Here is a 19,674-nt window from a genome sequence, read left to right on the forward strand (position 1 = left end):
GGGGCGGCTCCCAAACGCCGGGCTGGGCCCGGAATCGGTCTGGAACGGGACATCCGGTAAGTTAGGTACCGCCCAATACTCAGGCACTTCACCACCGACACGGTGCCGCAGATACGAATCGGAGAAACATGACCGCCGCCAGCGTTCCGGAAAAACCTGCCCTCGAAGGGCTCGAAACCAAGTGGGGCGGCTCCTGGGAAGACGCGGGCACCTACCGGTTCGACCGGGGTTCGGCCACGCGCGCGAACATCTTCTCCATCGACACCCCGCCGCCGACCGCCTCCGGGTCGCTGCACATCGGGCACGTCTTCTCCTACACGCACACGGATGTCATCGCCCGCTTCCAGCGCATGCGCGGCAAGAGCGTCTTCTACCCGATGGGCTGGGACGACAACGGCCTGCCCACCGAACGCCGGGTGCAGAACTACTACGGCGTGCGCTGCGACCCGTCCCTGCCCTACGTCGATGACTTCACCGCGCCGTTCGAGGGCGGCGACGGCAAGAGCACCAAGGCCGCCGACCAGCTGCCGATCAGCCGCCGCAACTTCATCGAGCTGTGCGAACGCCTCACCATCGAAGACGAGAAGCAGTTCGAGGCCGTCTGGCGCATGCTCGGCCTCAGCGTCGACTGGACCCAGACCTACCGCACGATCGGCAACGACTCCCTCGTCACCTCCCAGTCGGCGTTCATCGGCAACATCGAGCGCGGCGAGGCCTACCAGGCCATGGCCCCCACGCTGTGGGACGTCACCTTCCGCACCGCGGTCGCCCAGGCCGAGCTCGAGGACAAGGAGATGCCCGCGTCCTACCACCGAGTCTCCTTCGCCCAGCCCGGCGGCGGCGCGATCGAGATCGAGACCACCCGCCCGGAACTGCTGCCCGCCTGCGTGGCCCTCGTGGCGCATCCGGACGACGAGCGCTACAAGGCCCTGTTCGGCTCAACCGTTCGCACGCCGCTGTTCGACGTGGAGGTGCCGATCCTGGCCCACCACCTCGCGCAGAAGGACAAGGGCAGCGGAATCGCCATGATCTGCACGTTCGGCGACGTGACCGACGTGATCTGGTGGCGTGAACTGGACCTCCCCAACCGCGCCATCATGGGCTTCGACGGCCGCATCATCGCCGAGGCGCCCGAAGCGATCACGAGCGAGGCCGGGCGGGCCGCATACGCGCAGCTGGCCGGCAAGACCGTCTTCTCCGCCAAGGCGGCCGTGGTCGACCTGCTCCGCACCAGCGGCGACCTGATCGGCGAACCGCGCTCGATCGTGCACCCGGTCAAGTTCTTCGAGAAGGGCGACAAACCGCTCGAAATCGTCTCCACCCGCCAGTGGTACATCCGCAACGGCGCCCGCGACGAGAAGCTGCGCGCCCGCCTGATCACGCACGGCAGCGACCTGCAGTGGCACCCGGAATTCATGCGCGTGCGCTACGAGAACTGGGTCAACGGCCTCACCGGCGACTGGCTCGTCTCCCGCCAGCGGTTCTTCGGCGTTCCGCTGCCGATCTGGTACCCGCTGGATGCCGACGCGAACCCGCTTTTCGACCAGCCCATCGTCGCCACCCGCGAGATGCTCCCGGTCGACCCGTCCTCCGACACCGCCCCCGGCTACGAGGCCGGGCAGCGCGGCCAGGCGAACGGTTTCGTCGGCGAGGTCGACGTGATGGACACCTGGGCGACCTCCTCCCTCACCCCGCAGCTGGCCGGCGGCTGGGAGCGCGACCCCGAACTGTTCGAACTCGTCTACCCGTACTCGCTGCGCCCGCAGGGCCAGGACATCATCCGCACCTGGCTGTTCTCCACCCTGCTTCGCGCCGAACTCGAACACGGCGTCTCGCCGTGGCAGCACGCGGCCCTGTCCGGCTTCATCGTGGACCCCGATCGCAAGAAGATGTCCAAGTCCAAGGGCAACGTCGTCACCCCGGCGGACATGCTCGAGCAGCACGGTTCGGATGCCGTGCGTTACTGGGCCGCGTCGTCGCGCCTCGGCACCGACGCCGCGTTCGACCCCAAGAACCCGACCCAGATCAAGATCGGCCGCCGCCTGGCGATCAAGATCCTGAACGCGTCGAAGTTCATCCTCGGCTTCGACGGCGGCGCGGAGGCCCCCGTCAGCGAGCCGCTCGACCAGAGCATGCTCGCCCGGCTAAGCGTCGTGGTCGGCCAGGCCACCGCCGCGTTCGAGGGCTACGACCACGCCCGGGCGCTGGAACTGACCGAGAGCTTCTTCTGGACGTTCTGCGACGACTACCTCGAGCTGGTCAAGGAGCGCGCCTACGGCGAGGCCGGTCCCGGCCAGGCATCGGCGGTCGCCGCCCTCCGCACCGCGCTGTCCACCCTGCTGCGCCTGTTCGCCCCGTTCGTGCCGTTCGCGACCGAGGAAGCCTGGTCCTGGTCCACCGAAGACTCGATCCACCACGCGGCCTGGCCCGTCCAGTCCGAGCTCAGCGGAGGGCAGGGCGGCAACGTCGCTCTGCTGGACCTGTCCAGCCGGGCGCTCACCGGCATCCGCCGCGCAAAAACCGATGCGAAGGCTTCCCAGAAAACGGACGTCGAATCTGCTGTAATTAGCGGTACGGCTGCAGAGATTGCCCTGCTCAGGCAGGCTGCCGCCGATCTGAGTGCCGTTGGCCGTATCTCGGAGTTGGTTTTTATTGAAGGCAGCGAATTGGCTGTCACCGACATCGTGCTCGCCACGGTGCCGGAGAACTAGGAGAACCGAATGTCAATCAAGGTACGCGCGCTCGGCGACAAGGACTTTTTTTCGTGGCTGGGACTCTTCGAGGGCTACAGCGAGTTCTACAAGTGCGAACTGACTGACCAGAAAGCGCTCCAGGTCTGGAGCTGGATCATCGACAAGAACGAGTCGCTCACCGGCGCCGTTGCCGTCGACGACGACGGCGAGTTCGTCGGATTCGCCCACTACCGCGAGGTTCCGAACACCCTGACCGCCACCCGCGGCCTGTTCCTCGACGACCTGTTCGTGGTGCCGGAATCCCGCAGCACGGGCATCGGCCGGGCCCTGATCGAGTTCGCCAAGGAGTACGCCGCGGCGCACCGCCTGACCACGGTGCAGTGGCTGACCGCCGCCGACAACGAGACCGCGCAGCGCCTGTACGACGACGTGGCCACCCGCACCGACTGGGTCACCTACGAGATCGAGCTCTAACATGCAGATGGGAACACGCTGGCCGCTGGGCGGCCCGATGCCCGCACGGCTGCCCCATGTGGTCGAGATCGCCGTCAGGGCGGTCGAGGAAGATCTCACGGCCCTGGCGGAGGACACGCAAGCCTGGCGCTGGACGCTGACCTGGCTCGAGGGCAACCCCGTGCTGGAGCTGGACGACGGCACGGTCATCCGTTACAACCCGGCCGAGGACAGCGCCACGATCACCCAACCGGCGATCGCCCTCGAAGACGAGGACGACTGGATCTAGGCTCTGCTGGCCCTGGCCTGGCTCTGGCCTGGCTCTGGCCTGGCCGACTCCGCCGAGCCGTGAGAAGCGCCCCTTATAATTCGGAAAACGGGGGCGCTACTCACGGTTCGGCGGAGGGTTTTCTGCCGCTACTTGCGGGCGACGACCTCTCCGTGCGGGATGCCGAACCAGCCGTCCGGGTCCCCGGCCCACTGGAGCCAGGCGGCCTTCATCTTGTTCAGGTCGGCGAGGTCGGCGGCCCCCACCTCGATGGCGTGTGCGGCGAAGGCGGATTCCGTCACGCGGTCGGCCCAGGACCCGCCCCACCACTCACGTTCCACATCCGAGGCGAAGCACCAGATGGATGCCGAGCTCGTCACCGCGCCGAACCCCGCCTGGCGCGCCCACGCCTTCAGGGAACGCCCGGCGTCGGGGTCGCCGCCATTGGAGTAGTGCACGTCCCGGTACGCCGTCAGCCACAGCGAGAGCCCCTGCAGCTTCGGGTGGTACATCACGCCCCCGTAATCGGCGTCGCGGCCGGCGAAGACTCCGCCCGGCTTCAACACCCGGCGGAACTCCCGAAGCGCGGCAACCGGGTTGGCCAGGTGCTGCAGCACCTGGTGCGCGTGCACGATGTCGAAGCTCTCGTCGGGGAAATCGAGCGCGCAGGCGTCGCCGACGTGGAAGGAGGCGTTCCGCACGCCCTCGTCGAAGGCGAGTCCCGCGGCATGACGCACGATCTGCTCCGACGCGTCGATGCCGGTGACCTGCCCGGGATACAGCCGGCGCGCCAGGTCGACCGTGACCGTGCCGGGGCCGCAACCCACGTCGAGCAGGGACCGGCCGGGCGACAGGTGCGGAACCAGGTAGGCCGCCGAATTCGCCACGGTGCGCCAGGTGTGCGAGCGCAGCACGCTCTCGTGGTGCCCGTGCGTGTACTGCTCTCGCTGCGCGGTCTCTTGGCGGTCCGGCTCGTCGGTCATGAACAGATCCTATTCGCGCGGGGGCAACCGGTGTGGCAGGGTGAGCGGATGAACCCCTTCTTCAGCCCCAGCACGCTGGCCTACGAGCTGCCCCCGTTCGGGCTGATCCGGGAGGAGCACTACCGGCCCGCTTTCCTGCAGGGAATGGCGGAGCAGATCCTCGAGGTTGCGGCGATCTGCGGGGTTCCGGATGCGCCCACGTTCGACAACACCATGGTGCCGCTCGAACTTAGCGGGCAACTGCTCACCCGGGTGGCGGCGGTGTTCTTCAACCGCAGCTCGTCGGACTCGAACCAGCTGACCGACGCGCTCGAGGAGGAGCTGGCGCCGTTGCTGGCCGCGCACGCGGACGCCATCCGTCTGAACCCGGAGCTCTTCGCTCGGGTGGCCGCCCTGCACGCGCAGCTGGACCGGTTGCAGCTGGACGCGGAATCGCGCTACCTGGTCGAGCGATACCACACGGAGTTCACGCTCGCCGGCGCGGGCCTGACCGACGCCGCCAAGGCCGAGCTGCGGGACTACAACGCACGGCTCTCCACGGCGACCACCCGGTTCGAGAAGAACCTGCTGGCCGACACCAACGATTTGGCCCTCGTGCTCGAGAACGTCGCCGAGCTCGACGGCCTCACCGCCGGGCAGATTTCGGCCGCGGCGGAGGCTGCGACGGAGCGCGGGCTGCCGGGCCGGTACGTGATCACCCTCGTGCTGCCGACCGGTCACCCGTATCTGGCTCAGCTCACGAACCGCGGCGTGCGGGAGCGGCTGCTGGCGGCCTCGCGGTCCCGCGGCATCCGTGGCGGCGACCACGACAATCGCGAGCTGGTGCTGTCGATCGCCCGGCTCCGCGCCGAACGCGACCGGCTGCTCGGCTTCGACAGCCACGCGGCCGCGGTGACCGCCGACCAGACCGCGAAGACGCCGCAGGCCATCGCCGACCTGCTCGGGCGCCTGGCACCCGCTGCGTCCCGTAACGCCCTGGTCGAGCAGGCCGACTTGCAGGCCCGGATCGACCAGGACGGCGGCGGTTTCGAGCTCGCCGCGTGGGACTGGGCGTTCTATACCGAACAGGTGCGCCGGGCCCGGTATCATGTGGACACCGCGGCCATGCGGCCCTATTTCGAGCTCGAGCGGGTGCTGCGCGACGGCGTGTTCTACGCGGCGAGCCGGTTGTACGGGGTCACGTTCACCGAGCGCCCCGACCTGGTCGCCTGGCATCCGGAGGCCCGCGTGTTCGAGGTGACTGAGGCCGACGGCTCCCCCGTCGGCCTGTACATCGGCGACTTCTACACCCGCGACTCCAAGCGGGGCGGCGCGTGGATGAACTCGCTGGTCTCGCAGTCGGCGCTCCTGGACTCGTCGGCGGTGGTCTGCAACAACCTGAACGTGCCCCGGCCGGCCGCGGGCGAACCCACCCTGCTCAGCTTCGACGAGGTCACCACCCTGTTCCACGAGTTCGGGCATGCGCTGCACGGGCTGTTCGCGCGGGTCACCTACCCGAAGTTCGCGGGCACGAACGTCTACCGAGACTTCGTCGAATTTCCGAGCCAGGTCAACGAGATGTGGATGCTGTGGCCGGAGGTGCTCGCCCACTACGCCGTTCACCACGAGACCGGTGAGGCCATGCCGCAGGACCTGGTCGACCGGATCCAGGACTCCACCGCCTTCAACGAGGGCTTCTCCACCAGTGAATACCTGGCCGCCGCGCTGCTCGACCAGGCCTGGCACCGGATCGACGCCGACGACACGGTGACGGATGTCGCCGCGTTCGAGGCCGCCGCGCTCACCGCCGCGGGCCTGGACAACCCGGCCGTGCCCACGCGCTACGCCAGCACCTACTTCGCCCACACGTTCGCGGGCGGCTACGACGCCGGCTACTACTCGTACATCTGGAGCGAGGTGCAGGACGCCGACGCCGGGGAATGGTTCGAGGACAACGGCGGGCTCACGCGGGCCAACGGGGATCGGTTTCGCCGTCGATTGCTCGGTGTGGGCGGCAGCGCCGACCCGCTGGCGGCCTACCGGGACTTCCGGGGACGGGACGCGGGCATCCAGCCGCTCCTCGACCGGCGCGGCCTGAACTAGCGGCAGCCGGCCCGGCGCCGGTCCCGGCCCCGGCACCGGCCCCGGCTCCGATCACCCCGCCCGTGAACCAATTCGACGGAGATACTGCTCTAAAAACAGCTTTCCGGGCTGCTGGGGCTCGATTTGGGCAAAATCTCCGTCGAATTGGTCAGGAGGCACCGACGGGAGCGGTGCGAGGCCGGCCGCCGCCGAGCCAGAGCCCGAGGCTCACGATGACCACCGGGTCGAACACGGGCGGCGTGAAGACCAGGCCGGGTGCGGACGACGAGGCGGTCAGCCAGTCCGTGCCCGCCGTGAGGGCAACCCCGATCGCCGCCACGACCATGGCCGCCGGCACGGCCCAGGGGCGCGCGAGCCGAAACACGACCAGCCAGACCACGACTACGGGCACCGCGAGCAGCGGCTGTTGCACGGATGCCGTCACCGGCGCCAGGCAGATCGGGAACAGGATGCCCGCGAGCATGGCACTCGCGATCGTCTTGGGGATGCTGGTGATGGCCCGCCCGAGCGCCGACCACAGCCCGCTCAGCACGATCAGGGCCCCGCAGACGAGGAACGCGCCCGCGGCGGCGGCGAAATCGTTCGTGGTCTCCCCCGCCGCTATGAGCAGAGCCGCGCCGGGGGTGGACCAGGCGAAGGAGATCGGCATCTTGAAGTACCACGGCAGCAGCACACAGGTGATCCCGACCAGCAGGCACAGGGCGAGCAGTCCGGAGGCGGCCTGGGCGTCGTTCGCCCCGACCGCCTGCAGCCCCGCGATGACGAGCACGAACGAGCTGGCGAAACCGGTGATGGCCGCCACGACGCCGGCGAAGAGGGGCTGGTACTCGGATCTCCGGCGTCAGAGGGAGGCGGGGCTGCGGGCGGCGGGGCTGCGGGCGGCGGGGCAGTGGGTGGCGGGGCAGCGAGGCAGGGAAGAACCGAGGTTAGGCGGACTTCTCCACCCGGCGGGGCTTGTGCAGCACGATCGTCGGTTCGGCGTTGTCGAGAACCGCGGCCCGGGTCACGACTACCCGCGCAACCTCGGAGCTGGACGGCACCTCGAACATGATCGGCCCGAGAACCTCTTCCATGATCGCGCGCAGACCACGGGCACCGGTCTTGCGGAGCACCGCCAGGTCGGCGATGGCCTCGAGGGCCGGCTGCTCGAATTCGAGTTCGACGCCGTCGAGTTCGAACATGCGCTGGTACTGGCGCACGAGGGCGTTCTTCGGCACGGTCAGGATCTGCATCAGCGCCACCTGGTCGAGCTGCGTGACCGTCGTGACCACGGGAAGCCGGCCGATGAACTCGGGGATCAGCCCGAACTTGTGCAGGTCTTCGGGCAGCACCTCGCTGAACAGGTTGACGTCGTCGCCCTTGCTGTGGAGGGGCGCCCCGAAACCGATGCCCTTCTTGCCGGCCCGGGTCGAGATGATGTCGTCCAGGCCCGCGAAGGCGCCGGCCACGATGAACAGCACATTGGTCGTGTCGATCTGGATGAATTCCTGGTGCGGATGCTTGCGGCCGCCCTGCGGCGGGACCGACGCCACGGTGCCCTCGAGGATTTTCAGCAGGGCCTGCTGCACACCCTCACCGGACACGTCGCGGGTGATCGAGGGGTTCTCGGCCTTGCGGGCGATCTTGTCGATCTCGTCGATGTAGATGATGCCGGTCTCGGCGCGCTTGACGTCATAGTCGGCCGCCTGGATCAGCTTGAGGAGGATGTTCTCCACGTCTTCGCCGACGTAGCCGGCCTCGGTCAGGGCCGTCGCATCCGCCACGGCGAAAGGCACGTTGAGGCGCTTGGCCAGGGTCTGCGCGAGATAGGTCTTGCCGCACCCGGTGGGGCCGATCAGCAGGATGTTCGACTTGGCGATCTCGACATCATCGTGGATGGCGTCGGCGGCCGTGAGGGTCGCGCGGGAACGCACGCGCTTGTAGTGGTTGTAGACGGCGACGGCCAGGGCGCGCTTGGCTGCTTCCTGCCCGATGACGTATTCCTCGAGGAAGCCGAAGATCTCTTTCGGCTTGGGCAGTTCAAACTCGCCGGCACCCTCTTCGGCGCCGGCTTCGGCCAGGCGCTCCTCGATGATCTCGTTGCACAGTTCGACGCATTCGTCGCAGATGTACACGCCGGGGCCCGCAATGAGCTGCTGGACCTGCTTCTGGCTCTTCCCGCAGAAAGAGCACTTCAACAGGTCGGCGCTTTCGCCTATTCGGGCCATCCGTCAGCCTCCTCCATCGATTAGCTGCCTTGACTGATTAGCTGCATTGAGCCTAGCTTGTGCCTGTGACGCTGGGGTGCAGGCTACGCGGATGCGTCGGATAACGATCCCGGTGCCCGTGGGGCGGGAGGGTCCCGATGTGCCGAACGCGACGGATGCCCGGCGAACCTGCCGCCGGGCATCCGTCGCGTTCATGTTCTGTGCCTTATTTGACGAGCGTCGGCACGTTTTTGCGGCTGGTCAGGATCTGGTCGATCAGGCCGTACTCGAGCGCTTCGGCCGCGCCGAGGATCTTGTCGCGGTCGATGTCCTTGTGAACCTGCTCCGCCGTGCGGTTGGAATGGTGGGAGATGGTGAATTCCAGCCACTCACGCATCCGCTGGATCTCGGCGGCCTGGATCTCGATGTCGGATGCCTGCCCACCTCCCTGACCGCCGGCCGAAGGCTGATGGATGAGGATGCGCGCGTTCGGCAGCGCGAGACGCTTTCCGGGCGTTCCACCGGCAAGCAGCACCGCAGCGGCGGAGGCCGCCTGGCCGAGGCAGACCGTCTGGATGTGCGGCCGGATGTACTGCATCGTGTCGTAGATGGCCGTCATCGCGGTGAAGGAACCACCCGGGGAGTTGATGTACATCACGATGTCGCGATCGGGGTCCTGGCTCTCCAGCACGAGAAGCTGGGCCATGACGTCGTCGGCCGAGGCATCGTCGACCTGCACGCCGAGAAAGATGATGCGGTCCTCGAACAGCTTCGCGTAGGGGTCCTGACGCTTGTAGCCGTAGGCGGTGCGCTCTTCGAACGTGGGGAGGATGTAGCGGGCCTCGGGCGACTGCGGGGCGCGGCCACCGGCCTGGTGACCAAAATTCGTGAATTCCATGTCGTTTCTGCCCGTCCTACTTCTTGTTCACTGAGTCGTCGGTGCCGCCGCCGCCGACCACATCCGACGCGAATTCGCGCAGGTGGTCGACGAAGCCGTATGCTACGGCCTCCTGGGCGGTGAACCAGTTGTCGCGGTCGTTGTCGATGAGGACCTGCTCGACCGACTTGCCGGTCTGCTCTGCCGTCAGTTCGGCCATCCGCTTCTTCATGTCCAGGATCACCTTGGCCTGGGTCTGGATGTCGGCGGCCGTGCCACCGAAACCGCCGGACGGCTGGTGCAGCAGGACGCGGGCGTTCGGGGTGATGTAGCGCTTGCCCTTGCTACCGGAGGACAACAGGAACTGGCCCATCGACGCGGCAAGGCCGATGCCGACGGTGACGATGTCGTTGGGTACGAACTTCATCGTGTCGTAGATCGCCATCCCAGCCGTGATCGAGCCACCGGGCGAGTTGATGTACAGGAAGATGTCCCGCTCCGAGTCCTCTGCGGCCAGCAGCAGGATCTTGGCACAGATCTCGTTGGCGTTCTCATCCCGAACCTCGGAACCGAGCCAGATGATGCGGTCTTTCAGCAGTCGGTCAAAAACGCCGGGTGTAGGTGTCATATCGGCCATGTCGCGCTCCGTTTCACTTGTCGCTTCAGATTGAATCTATAGGAGCCAACGCTCCGGAACTGCTGTGTTCGCCCTCGGCAGATATCGCGCCGCGCCGGGCCGCCCCGCCGGGCCCCGCGCATCCGTGCTGCCGGACCCCGCGCATCCGTCGCTCTGAACCAATTCGACGGAGATCCTGCTCTAAAAACCCCGAATACGGCCCAAACCAGTCCAGAACCGGAGAATCTCCGTCGAATTCGTCAGGGCAAACGCGAAACGGGCCGGATGTCTGTGACATCCGGCCCGTCGGCGCGCGTGAGCGGGGGTGGTGCTACTCCTTGGCGGCGGCGGCCTTCTTCTTCGCCGCTGCGGCCTTGGCCTTGGCGGCCTTGGCAGCCTTTGCCTTGGCGGCCTTGGCCTCGGCGGCCTTGGCCTCGGCGTCGGCCTCGGCTGCGACGGCCTCGGCGTCCGAGTCGTCTTCCTCGATCTCGTCGTCTTCGTCTTCGTCCTCGTCCGGGACGGCGACGAACTCGGACAGGTCGACGGCGTTGCCGTTGGTGTCTACGACCTCGGCCTTGCCCAGGGCGATGGCGAGGGCCTTGTTGCGGGCGACCTCGGCCACCATCGACGGGATCTGGCCGTTACCGCTGAGCGCCTGGACGAACTCGCTCGGGTCCATGCCGTACTGGCTGGCACCCTGGATCAGGTACTGAGTCAGCTCGTCCTGGCTGACCTGGACCTTCTCGGCCTCGGCGATCGTGTCGAGCAGGATCTGCTGGCGGAAGGTCTTCTCGCTGGATTCGGTGACCTCGGCGCGGTGCTCGGCGTCTTCGAGGCGGTTCTCGCCCTCGAGGTGGCGACGAACCTCGTCTTCGATGATCGCGGTCGGGATCGGGACCTCGACCGACTCGAGGAGCTGCTCAACGAGCTTCTCGCGAGCCTGCGTGCCCTGGCCGAAAACCTTGGAGCGCTCGACGTTGACCTTCAGGCTGTCGGTGAGCTCGGCGATGGTGTCGAATTCGCTGGCGATCTGCGCGAAGTCGTCGTCGGCGGTGGGAAGCTCACGCTCCTTGACGGCGATGACGGTGACGGTGATCTCAGCGGTCTCGCCCTCGTGTTCGCCGCCCATGAGCTTCGAGTTGAAGGTGGTGGTCTCGCCGGCGCTGAGGGAGTCGAGCGCCTCGTCGATACCGTCGATGAGGTCGCCGGAGCCGACCTCGTAGGAGATCCCGCTGGCGTTGTCGACCTCGACGCCGCTGATCGCGGCGATCAGGTCGATCTGGGCGAAGTCGCCCGTGGTGGCGGGGCGGTCGACGGTGATGAGCGTGCCGAAGCGGCTGCGCAGGTTGTCGAGCTCCTCGGCGACCTCTTCGTCGGACACCTCGACGGCGTCGACGGTGAGCTTCAGGCCGGAGTAGTTGGGCAGGTCGATCTCGGGGCGCACGTCAACCTCGATGGACAGCTGCAGGTCTCCGGAGAAGTCCTTGTCGCTGGGCCATTCGACGATGTCGGCCTCGGGGCGGCCGAGGGGGCGCAGCTTGTGCTCGGTGACCGCGGTGCGGTAGAAGCCGTCGAGGCTCTCGTTGACGGCGTGCTCGAGCACGGCCGACTTACCGACGCGCTGGTCGATGATGGCGGGCGGAACCTTGCCCTTGCGGAAGCCGGGAATGTTGATGTCCTCGGCGATGTGACCGTAGGCGTGGGTGATGCTGGGCTTCAGCTCCTCGGGAGTCACCGAGATGGTGACCTTGGCGCGAGTGGGGCTCAGCTTTTCTACCGTGGACTTCACGTGGCAATCTCCTGTGTTCGACCGATGTATGGGGGGATGATGGTCGGGGCGACAGGATTCGAACCTGCGACCTCTCGGCCCCAAACCGAGCGCTCTACCAAGCTGAGCTACGCCCCGGACACTGTCTCAACCCGGTGGTGCCGTCCGCGAGGCGTGCAAGGATCGCACTTCACGCAGAATGACCTCGGTTAGTCTACTGCACGGGCCGGATGTCGCGGGTCCCCCTGTGCAGCGAGCACCCGCCAACGTGTACTACGCTGTGTGAGTGCGCGGGAGACTGCGCTCGGGGGATGTAGCTCAATGGTAGAGCCTCAGTTTTCCAAACTGATGGCGCGGGTTCGATTCCCGTCATCCCCTCCACAACATCGCTCACTTCAGGCCGAGTCCGTCCAGCGTCTGGCGCAGAGTCGCCGCCGAGTGCTCGAACAGTTCCTGCTCCTTCTCGCTGAAGGGCACCTCGATCACCCGAGAGACCCCGTCGGCGTTGATCACGCTCGGCACCGAGAGGGCCACGTTGCTGACGCCGCGGTAGTCGGTGAGCACCGAACTCACGGGCAGCACGGCGCCCTCGTCACGGAGCACGGCCTCGACGATCCGGGCGCCGGACAGCCCGATCGCGTAGTTGGTCGCGCCCTTGCCCTCGATCACCTTGTAGGCCGCGGACTTCACACTCTCGGTGATCGCGTCGAATTCCGATTCGGAGAAGGGAACCAGGCCCTTCGGCGAGATCGCGTCCTGAACCCACTCGGCCATCGAGATCGGGCCGATCCGGGCCTGGGACCAGAGTGGGAACTCCGAGTCGCCGTGCTCGCCGACGATGACCGCGTGCACATTGGCGATCGCGACTCCGACCCGGTGCGCCAGCATCCAGCGCAGCCGTGACGAGTCCAGGACCGTGCCGGAGCCGAAGACCCGCGAGGCCGGCAGCCCGCTGAACTCGCGTGCCGCGTAGGCCAGCACGTCGCAGGGGTTGGTGACCAGCATGTAGATGGCGTCGGGGGCGCGCTCGACGAGTTTCGGCATCAGTTCCCGCAGGATGCCGACGTTGACACCGGCCATCTCGAGCCGGGACTGGCCCGGGTGCTGCCTCGCGCCGGCGGTGATGACGACCATGTTCGCCCCCGCGATCGCGTCGAGGTCGCTGCCGCCGGCCACGCAGGAGGCACCGGTGAACTGGGTGCCGTGGGCCAGGTCGAGCACCTCGGCCTCGACCTTGGGCCCGTTGATGTCGTAGAGCACGACTTCGCGCGCCGATTGACGGATCAGGGAGGCGTAGGCGAGGGAGGACCCCACCGCTCCCGCTCCGATGATGGCCAGCTTGGAATTCTCGATCACGCTCATGGGTCAAGTCTGCCCCTTCCGGGGCCCGTGTCCCATTCCTCGGCAGGCGAAATCAAGCCCCGGTGCCGGCGGGACCAGCACTCGCGGCGCAGGTTGTGGCTCGCGGCTCAGGTTGGAACCTGCGCCCGCTGCCACAACCTGCGCCGCGACCCGGGCGCCGGCCCCGGGCCGGACGGTCAGAGCCGGTCGTGCGTGAACCGGCCGGCCAGCAGCGTGGCGGCCACGGGCATCCGTCGGAGGTCGCCGACGGAGGCGACGAACGGGTCGGTCTCGCACACGGCGAGGTCGGCGACGTCCCCCACCAGCACGCGGTGCCGGCCGCGCGCGGACGCGGCGAGCGCCGCCTGCCGGGAGATCGCCTGCTCGGCGTGCCAGGGTTCGCGCCCGTCGCGGGTGCGGCCGACCGCAGCGGCCAGGCTCACCCAGGGGTCCAGCGGCGCCACCGGGGCGTCCGACCCGAGCGCGAGGGTCGCGCCGGCGCGCAACAGGCTGGCCAGCACGAAGGCCCGGTCGGTGCGGCCGGCCCAGTACCGGTCGGCGACGTCGCGGTCGTCCAGGGCGTGCTCGGGCTGCACACTGGCCACCACGCCCAGCCGGGCGAAACGGGCGATGTCGGCGGGGGCGAGCAGTTGCGCGTGCTCGATGCTGCCCGAGCAGCCGAGCCGTTCGAAGGTGTCGAGCGCGAGGCTGTTCGCGTGGTCGCCGATGGCGTGCACGGCGGGGCGGATGCCGGCCTCCGTCGCCACCCGCAGGTGGTCGAGCAGTTCCTCGGGCGGCACGTTGAGCGACCCGCGCGAGCCGGGCTGCCCCTCCAGGCCGGGGTACTCGTCGAAGCAGAAGGCGGTGCGGGTGTTGAGCGACCCGTCGGTGATGACCTTGTAGGGACCCACCGTGAGGAGCCCACCGGTCCCCGCGATCACGTCCCCGCTGCGGAGTCCCTGCTCGACCGCCCGGCCGAGCTGCGGGGTGTAGATGCCGAACTCGACCCGGAGCGCATCCGTGCCGGCCTGGATGCGGCGCCGCCACGTGTCGAGGTTCCAGGCCATCTCCATCTCGACGATGCCGACGACCCCGCGGGCCGCCGCGGCCCGGGCCGCGGCGTCCGCCCACCCGTCCATCACCCGGTCGGGCACCGCGGCCAGCGCCCGCACCACGGCGAAGCAGTCGTCCTCGCGGAGCAGGCCGGTCGGATGGTCGGCGAACCCGTGCTGCGCCAGCGCGGCCGAGTTCAGCCAGCAGGAGTGCAGGTCGCCGCTGATCAGCACGGCCGGCACGGGGCCGGTGACCGCGTCGAGCGTGGCCCGGGCCGGGACATCCGGCCAGAGGCCGTCCCTGAACCCGAAACCGACCAGGCCCTCGCCCGCCGCCAGGTCCGGCACGCGCGCGGCGACCAGGGCAGCCACCTCGGCGGCGCTGCCGGCGCCGGATAGGTCCAGCCGTCGCGCGGTCTGCGCCCACTGGCTGAAGTGCACATGATTGTCCCAGAGACCGGGGATCAGCCACCGTTCGGCGAGATCCACCGCACGGATGCCGGGTCCCACCATTCCGAGGTAGCCGATCCGCCGGATCCGACCGTCCACGATCTCCACGTCGACCCGTTCGTCGCTGCCGGGAAGCCGGGCGTTCCGGAGCACCAGCGACTCGGAGTCCCCGGGCGTCACCGGTCGTGTCCCTGCGGGCCGGACGGCTCCGCGCCGAGGGGCGCGTAGGTGACGGGCGGAACCGGGTCGTGCACGCGGCGCATCTCGGCGGCGAGCGCCGGGCTCGCGTAGGGGCCGTCCCCGTCGAGTTCGGCCAGGATGCGCGCCACCGTCTCGGCCGGCTTGTTCTGGCTCAGCTTGCTCTTCGCGCTGAGGCGGCTCACCCGGAGCCGGAAGCCGACCGTGCCGCCGACGATGCGGGCGGCGTAGGCGGAGCTCGCGGGCGTGCCGTTGAGGCGACGCGGCTCAGGCATCCGTTCTTCGAAATGGTCGACGAGCCGGTCGAGCACGCGCAGGTTCTCCTCGTCGCTGAGCAGCTCCGGGGTGCCGTGCAGGTGGGCGGTGACGAAATTCCAGGTCGGCACGGCCGGGGTGGGGGCATCCGCGGGCCCGTCGTACCAGCCCGGGGAGATGTACCCGTGCGGGCCCTGGATGATGACCAGCAGTTCGTGCCGGCCGAGTTCGTGCAGCGCCTCGTCGGGCCGGCCGACATGGCTGAGCAACACGATGCCCTCGGCGTCCTCGTCGAGGATCACCGGGTAATGCGACGCCACCAGCTCGCCCGCGGAGGTGTGACTGATCATGCTCGCCCACGGGTTCTCGCGGATCAGGCGCTTGACCTCATCCGGATCGTCGAGGGCGAAACTGGGATTGTGTCTCATCGGGCTCCCGTTCGGTGGGGCTGCGGGCCGGGGGTCAGGACTGGCACCGCGGGCACCAGTAGAGCTTGCGGGCGGCCATCTCCTCCAGGGTGATGTGCGTGCCGCAGATCCGGCATGGCAGCCCTTCGCGTTTGTACACCCAGTGCCGGTCGGCCCGGTTGCGCATGGCGAGAACGTAGTCTTCGTCGCCCAGGTCGTCCATCGTCATCATCTGGCCGGTGGAGACGCCGATCTTCAGCAGGTGGGCCCAGTCCCGCCAGAGGGCCCGCGCCTGCTCGTCGCGAAGCGACTTCCCGGGGGCGTATGGATTGATGCCCGCCCGGAACAGGAGCTCGGCGCGGTACACGTTGCCGATCCCGCTGACCACGGATTGGTCCATCAGGAGCCGGCCGATCGGCGTCGGTTTCTTGCGCACCGCGCTGACGAAGCGCTCCTCCGCGGCGGCGCCGTCGTCGAGCATCGGGTCAGGGCCGAGCCGGTTCATCGCGACCTCGACCTGGTCGGGGCCGAGCACCTCGCAGGCCGTGGGCCCGCGCAGGTCGGCCACGACGTCGTCGGCGAGCAGGCGAACCCGAACCTGGCCGATGGGGTCGGGCGGGAAACCGTCGGGTTCGACGCTGACCTTCTCGGCCTCCGCCATCCGCAGCCGGGTCAGCCGGGGAGCGCCGATACTGCGCACCGAGTTCTCGCCGGCCGAATCCAGAACGGCGTCGCCGGTGCCGCGCATGCCGGTCTGGCCCATGCGTCCGTTGGCGGATGCGACGGTGGCGTCCACCTGGATGTCGCCCGCGAAATCCCACGCACCGTAGAGACCCAGGTGCACGCGCAACCACAGCCCGTTGTCGAACTCCAGGAACATTTGCTTACCGACGGCGCGGGCATCCGTCATGGAGTGACCGTCCAGCCGGGCCGCGCCGTCCACGAAGCGGCCCTGCGGGGACGACAGCCGGATGCGCTTGCCCACGAAATTTCGGGCGAACTGGCGCGCGATCCGGTGGACGGAATGACCCTCGGGCACGGTTAGCTTGAAAGAGGCGTGCCGTTGATTGTGCAGGTCGTTTCGTACTCCGCCAGCTGGGAGATCCGGCGCACATGGCGCTCGTCCCCGGGGAACGGCTCCGCGATGAAGGCGTCGATGAAGTCGGTGGCATCCTCGATCGTGTGCTGGCGGGCGCCGATGGAGATGACGTTGGCGTCGTTGTGCTCGCGGGCGAGACGCGCCGTGTTGAGGCTCCAGACGAGAGCGGCTCGAATCCCCTTCACCTTGTTGGCCGCCATCTGCTCGCCGTTGCCCGACCCGCCGAAGACGATGCCGAGCGCCTCTACGCCCTGCGTGAGGTCGGTCACGACGGCCTCGGCCGCGGTGATGCAGAACCCGGGGTAGTCGTCGAGGGCGTCGTAGCTCACCGGGCCGTGGTTCACGACTTCGTGACCGGCAAGGGTGAGGTGCGTGAGCAGGTGGTGGCTGAATTCGAGGCCGGCGTGGTCAGTGGCGATGTGGATGCGCATGATCCAATTCTATTTACTCGGCCGCGAAGACGGGTCCGCGGGTGCGGGTGCGCTTCATCTCGAAAAAGCCCTCGCAGCCGGCGACGGCCACCACGCCGTCCCACAAGGCCAGCGCCTGGTCGCCGGTGGGCGCGGGCGACACGACCGGGCCGAAGAAGGCCACGTCGTTGACGGAGATGACGGGGGTGCCCACATCCTGCCCCACTCGCTCCATGCCGTCGAAGTGGCTGGCGCGCATCTGCACGTCGTATTGCTCGCTGTCCGCCAAGGCGGCGAAGGCGACCGGCAGGCCCACTTCGGCGAGCGCCGCCGGGATGACCTCGTCGGGGTTCGAGCTGCCGCCCGGGTGGATGCGCGCGCCGAGGGCGTCGTAGAGAGCCTTGACCGTCTGCTGGCCGTGCAGTTCCTGCGCGGCCTGCACCAGGCGGGTGTATTTGAGGGCCCGCGGGAAGAACTCCCGGTACTCCTCTGACACGTCCTGATCCTCGTTCAGGACGGCGAGGCTCATCACCTTCCACTCGACGTCGAAACCGCGCAGGGCGGCCACCTCCCCCACCCAGCGGGAGGTCATCCAGGCCCAGGGGCAGGAGGGGTCGAACCAGAACTTCACGGAGTCAGCCATGGTGCCAGCCTAAGCGCCGATTGACTCGAGAACGGGCGACGGAGACCCCACGTAAACCCCTGTCCAGGGCGGGTATCCCAAACGAAATGTCTGGTTGAGGCCACTTTTCGGCTAAAATCGTACGTTATGCCCGGAAGCGGGCCGCAACTTTTCATCGAAAAATGATCTCCACGAGAGAAGCTCCAATGCTCAGAACGACAAGCACGACCGATTCGAATGCCGGTGCGGATCTCACCGCCGGCAAGGCGAAGAAAACGCTCCTCAAGCGCCGCTTAAAAGTGTCCCACGTCAACGTGGTCGACCAGTCGAGACTGAAGAAGGCCCTCGGCGGCACCATCGTCGGAAACACGATGGAATGGTACGACGTCGGCGTGTTCGGCTACCTGATCACGACGATGGGCCCGGTGTTCCTGCCCGAGGCCGACAAGACGGTGCAGACCCTCTTCCTGCTCGGCACCTTCGCCGCGACCTTCATCGCCCGCCCGCTCGGTGGCGTCTTCTTCGGCTGGCTCGGAGACAAGATCGGCCGCCAGAAGGTGCTGTCGATGACCCTGATGCTGATGGCGGCATCCACTTTCGCGGTGGGCCTGCTGCCCAGCTACGCCCAGGTCGGCATGCTCGCCGCGGCGTTGCTCGTCTTCACCAAGCTCGTGCAGGGCTTCTCCACCGGCGGTGAGTACGCCGGTGCGACCACCTTCGTCAGCGAGCACTCGCCCGACAAGCACCGCGGCTTCTTCGCCAGCCTGCTCGACATGGGCAGCTACCTCGGCTTCGCCATCGGCGCCGCGCTCGTCTCGATCCTGCAGGTGACCCTGGGTCAGCCCGTGATGGAAGACTGGGGCTGGCGCATCCCGTTCCTCATCGCCGGACCGCTCGGCCTGATCGCCATCTGGTTCCGCCTCAAGATCGAGGAATCCCCCACCTTCCAGGCCACCCTGGATGCCAAGGAGCTGGCTGCCACCGACCCGTCGTTCACCGACGAGTCCGCCGCGTCGAACGGCCCGGTCAGCATTTTCAAGAACCACTGGCGCGGCATCATCGTCGCGATGGTCCTCGTTGCCGCGGCGAACACCCTCGGCTACGCCCTGACCTCCTACATGCCGACGTACCTCACCGCCACCAAGGGCTACGACGAGCTGCACGGCACACTGCTGACCATCCCCATCCTCGTGATCATGTCGTTCTGCATCCCCCTCGCCGGCCGACTGTCGGACAAGATCGGCCGCCGCCCGGTGCTCTGGATGGGCGCCGGTAGTGCCGTGGTGCTCTCCATCCCCGCGTTCCTGCTGATCGGTGTCGGTGAGATCTGGTCGACGCTGCTCGGCCTGGCCCTGATCGCCCTGCCCGTCACGTTCTACGTCGCCAACCTGGCCTCGGCCCTGCCGGCGCTGTTCCCGACCGAAAGTCGTTACGGCGCCATGGGCATCGCGTACAACTTCTCGGTCGCCATCTTCGGCGGCACCACGCCGTTCATCATCGCGGCGCTCATTGCCGGGACCGGGAACGACATGATGCCGGCCTACTACCTGATGGGCACATCCGTCGTCGGTGGAATCGCGATCTTCTTCCTGCGCGAGTCTGCCGGACGCCCGCTGCTGGGCTCGATGCCCAGCGTGAATTCGGTCTTCGAGGCCCGCGAGCTGGTCGCCAACCAGGACGACAACCCCGACCTGGACACCGACGAAATGCCGTTCGACGAAACGTATGAGCCGGCCACCTCGTCGATGGACCTGTCCTCGCTCGCGACGGAACTCGACTCCACTCCTGCGCCGGAGACCCTGAAGGTCTAGCCACACCCGCTCCACCAGCTCGCTTCACCGCTGTTGCCCGGACGGACAACAGGTGCCGCTACACCGGCACCAGTTGTCCGGCCGGGCAACAGTCGTCTCAGGG

At 68.0% G+C, this 19,674-nt stretch carries 16 protein-coding genes, 2 tRNA genes and 1 pseudogene; 6 read left to right on the forward strand and 13 right to left on the reverse strand.

The features are described from left to right. Nucleotides 1–128 precede the first annotated feature (128 nt). The 3 genes from valS to E3T24_RS07370 are packed head-to-tail and all read left to right on the forward strand — an operon-like array spanning nucleotide 129 to nucleotide 3,435. Entirely contained in the window at nucleotides 129–2,711 is a 2,583-nt protein-coding gene (valS, locus tag E3T24_RS07360; protein ID WP_134366111.1) for a valine--tRNA ligase, read from the forward strand. 9 nt (nucleotides 2,712–2,720) lie between these two features. Next, the gene (locus tag E3T24_RS07365; RefSeq protein ID WP_134366110.1) at nucleotides 2,721–3,167 is read left to right on the forward strand and encodes a GNAT family N-acetyltransferase; all 447 of its coding nucleotides are present in this window, start codon (nucleotides 2,721–2,723) and stop codon (nucleotides 3,165–3,167) included. Nucleotide 3,168: 1 nt separating this feature from the next. Beyond that, on the forward strand, nucleotides 3,169–3,435 hold the full coding sequence (locus E3T24_RS07370; protein ID WP_134366109.1) for a hypothetical protein: 267 nt from the start codon (nucleotides 3,169–3,171) through the stop codon (nucleotides 3,433–3,435). Between the two features lie 128 nt (nucleotides 3,436–3,563). On the opposite strand, the gene E3T24_RS07375 is transcribed toward E3T24_RS07370, so the two are convergent. Next, nucleotides 3,564–4,397 carry a class I SAM-dependent methyltransferase gene (locus tag E3T24_RS07375; RefSeq protein WP_134366108.1) on the reverse strand — a complete coding sequence of 278 codons (834 nt, stop codon included), beginning with the start codon at nucleotides 4,395–4,397 and terminating at the stop codon, nucleotides 3,564–3,566. A gap of 48 nt (nucleotides 4,398–4,445) precedes the next feature. On the opposite strand from E3T24_RS07375, the gene E3T24_RS07380 reads away from it, so the two are divergent. Continuing rightward, complete coding sequence (locus tag E3T24_RS07380) at nucleotides 4,446–6,479, forward strand: M3 family metallopeptidase (protein WP_134434479.1); 2,034 nt, start codon at nucleotides 4,446–4,448, stop codon at nucleotides 6,477–6,479. Between the two features lie 148 nt (nucleotides 6,480–6,627). On the opposite strand, the pseudogene E3T24_RS07385 reads toward E3T24_RS07380, so the two are convergent. The 6 genes and pseudogenes from E3T24_RS07385 to E3T24_RS07410 all read right to left on the reverse strand — a co-directional run. Next, nucleotides 6,628–7,284 (reverse strand): annotated as a pseudogene (locus E3T24_RS07385) (benzoate/H(+) symporter BenE family transporter); the annotation flags it as partial. Between the two features lie 121 nt (nucleotides 7,285–7,405). Continuing rightward, nucleotides 7,406–8,686 (reverse strand): ATP-dependent Clp protease ATP-binding subunit ClpX, encoded by a 1,281-nt coding sequence (clpX, locus tag E3T24_RS07390; RefSeq protein WP_134366583.1) that lies wholly within the window; start codon nucleotides 8,684–8,686, stop codon nucleotides 7,406–7,408. 205 nt (nucleotides 8,687–8,891) lie between these two features. After that, nucleotides 8,892–9,563, reverse strand: a complete 672-nt coding sequence (locus E3T24_RS07395; RefSeq protein WP_134366582.1) for an ATP-dependent Clp protease proteolytic subunit — start codon at nucleotides 9,561–9,563, stop codon at nucleotides 8,892–8,894. Between the two features lie 16 nt (nucleotides 9,564–9,579). Continuing rightward, entirely contained in the window at nucleotides 9,580–10,179 is a 600-nt protein-coding gene (locus tag E3T24_RS07400) for an ATP-dependent Clp protease proteolytic subunit (RefSeq protein WP_134366581.1), read from the reverse strand. 310 nt (nucleotides 10,180–10,489) lie between these two features. Beyond that, nucleotides 10,490–11,947, reverse strand: a complete 1,458-nt coding sequence (gene tig / locus E3T24_RS07405; protein WP_166787154.1) for a trigger factor — start codon at nucleotides 11,945–11,947, stop codon at nucleotides 10,490–10,492. 40 nt (nucleotides 11,948–11,987) lie between these two features. Further along, nucleotides 11,988–12,064: transfer RNA gene (locus E3T24_RS07410), tRNA-Pro, on the reverse strand. 169 nt (nucleotides 12,065–12,233) lie between these two features. Here E3T24_RS07410 and E3T24_RS07415 point away from each other — a divergent pair. Continuing rightward, nucleotides 12,234–12,307, forward strand: a tRNA-Gly gene (locus E3T24_RS07415). Nucleotides 12,308–12,316: 9 nt separating this feature from the next. Here E3T24_RS07415 and E3T24_RS07420 read toward each other — a convergent pair. The 6 genes from E3T24_RS07420 to E3T24_RS07445 all read right to left on the reverse strand — a co-directional run bounded on the left by E3T24_RS07420 (nucleotide 12,317) and on the right by E3T24_RS07445 (nucleotide 17,781). Then, nucleotides 12,317–13,288, reverse strand: coding sequence for an L-lactate dehydrogenase (locus E3T24_RS07420; protein ID WP_134366580.1), 972 nt, complete (start codon nucleotides 13,286–13,288; stop codon nucleotides 12,317–12,319). Between the two features lie 176 nt (nucleotides 13,289–13,464). Beyond that, nucleotides 13,465–14,949, reverse strand: coding sequence for an amidohydrolase family protein (locus E3T24_RS07425; RefSeq protein WP_198418101.1), 1,485 nt, complete (start codon nucleotides 14,947–14,949; stop codon nucleotides 13,465–13,467). After that, nucleotides 14,946–15,650, reverse strand: coding sequence for an FMN-binding negative transcriptional regulator (locus E3T24_RS07430; RefSeq protein WP_134366579.1), 705 nt, complete (start codon nucleotides 15,648–15,650; stop codon nucleotides 14,946–14,948). Before E3T24_RS07430 ends, E3T24_RS07425 begins: the two co-directional genes overlap by 4 nt. 34 nt (nucleotides 15,651–15,684) lie before the next feature. After that, nucleotides 15,685–16,668 carry a DNA-formamidopyrimidine glycosylase family protein gene (locus E3T24_RS07435; protein WP_134366578.1) on the reverse strand — a complete coding sequence of 328 codons (984 nt, stop codon included), beginning with the start codon at nucleotides 16,666–16,668 and terminating at the stop codon, nucleotides 15,685–15,687. Between the two features lie 2 nt (nucleotides 16,669–16,670). Then, nucleotides 16,671–17,159 (reverse strand): ribose-5-phosphate isomerase, encoded by a 489-nt coding sequence (locus E3T24_RS07440; protein ID WP_134366577.1) that lies wholly within the window; start codon nucleotides 17,157–17,159, stop codon nucleotides 16,671–16,673. 13 nt (nucleotides 17,160–17,172) lie between these two features. Further along, nucleotides 17,173–17,781, reverse strand: a complete 609-nt coding sequence (locus E3T24_RS07445; RefSeq protein WP_134366576.1) for a disulfide bond formation protein DsbA — start codon at nucleotides 17,779–17,781, stop codon at nucleotides 17,173–17,175. A 185-nt stretch (nucleotides 17,782–17,966) separates the two neighbouring features. Between E3T24_RS07445 and E3T24_RS07450 the strand changes: the two genes are divergently transcribed. After that, a complete protein-coding gene (locus E3T24_RS07450) occupies nucleotides 17,967–19,571 on the forward strand; it encodes an MFS transporter (protein ID WP_174235682.1) in 1,605 nt (534 codons plus the stop codon). Nucleotides 19,572–19,674: the final 103 nt, after the last annotated feature.

It is taken from the genome of Cryobacterium sp. TmT2-59, assembly GCF_004403545.1.
GTDB classification, from domain to species: domain Bacteria; phylum Actinomycetota; class Actinomycetes; order Actinomycetales; family Microbacteriaceae; genus Cryobacterium; species Cryobacterium shii.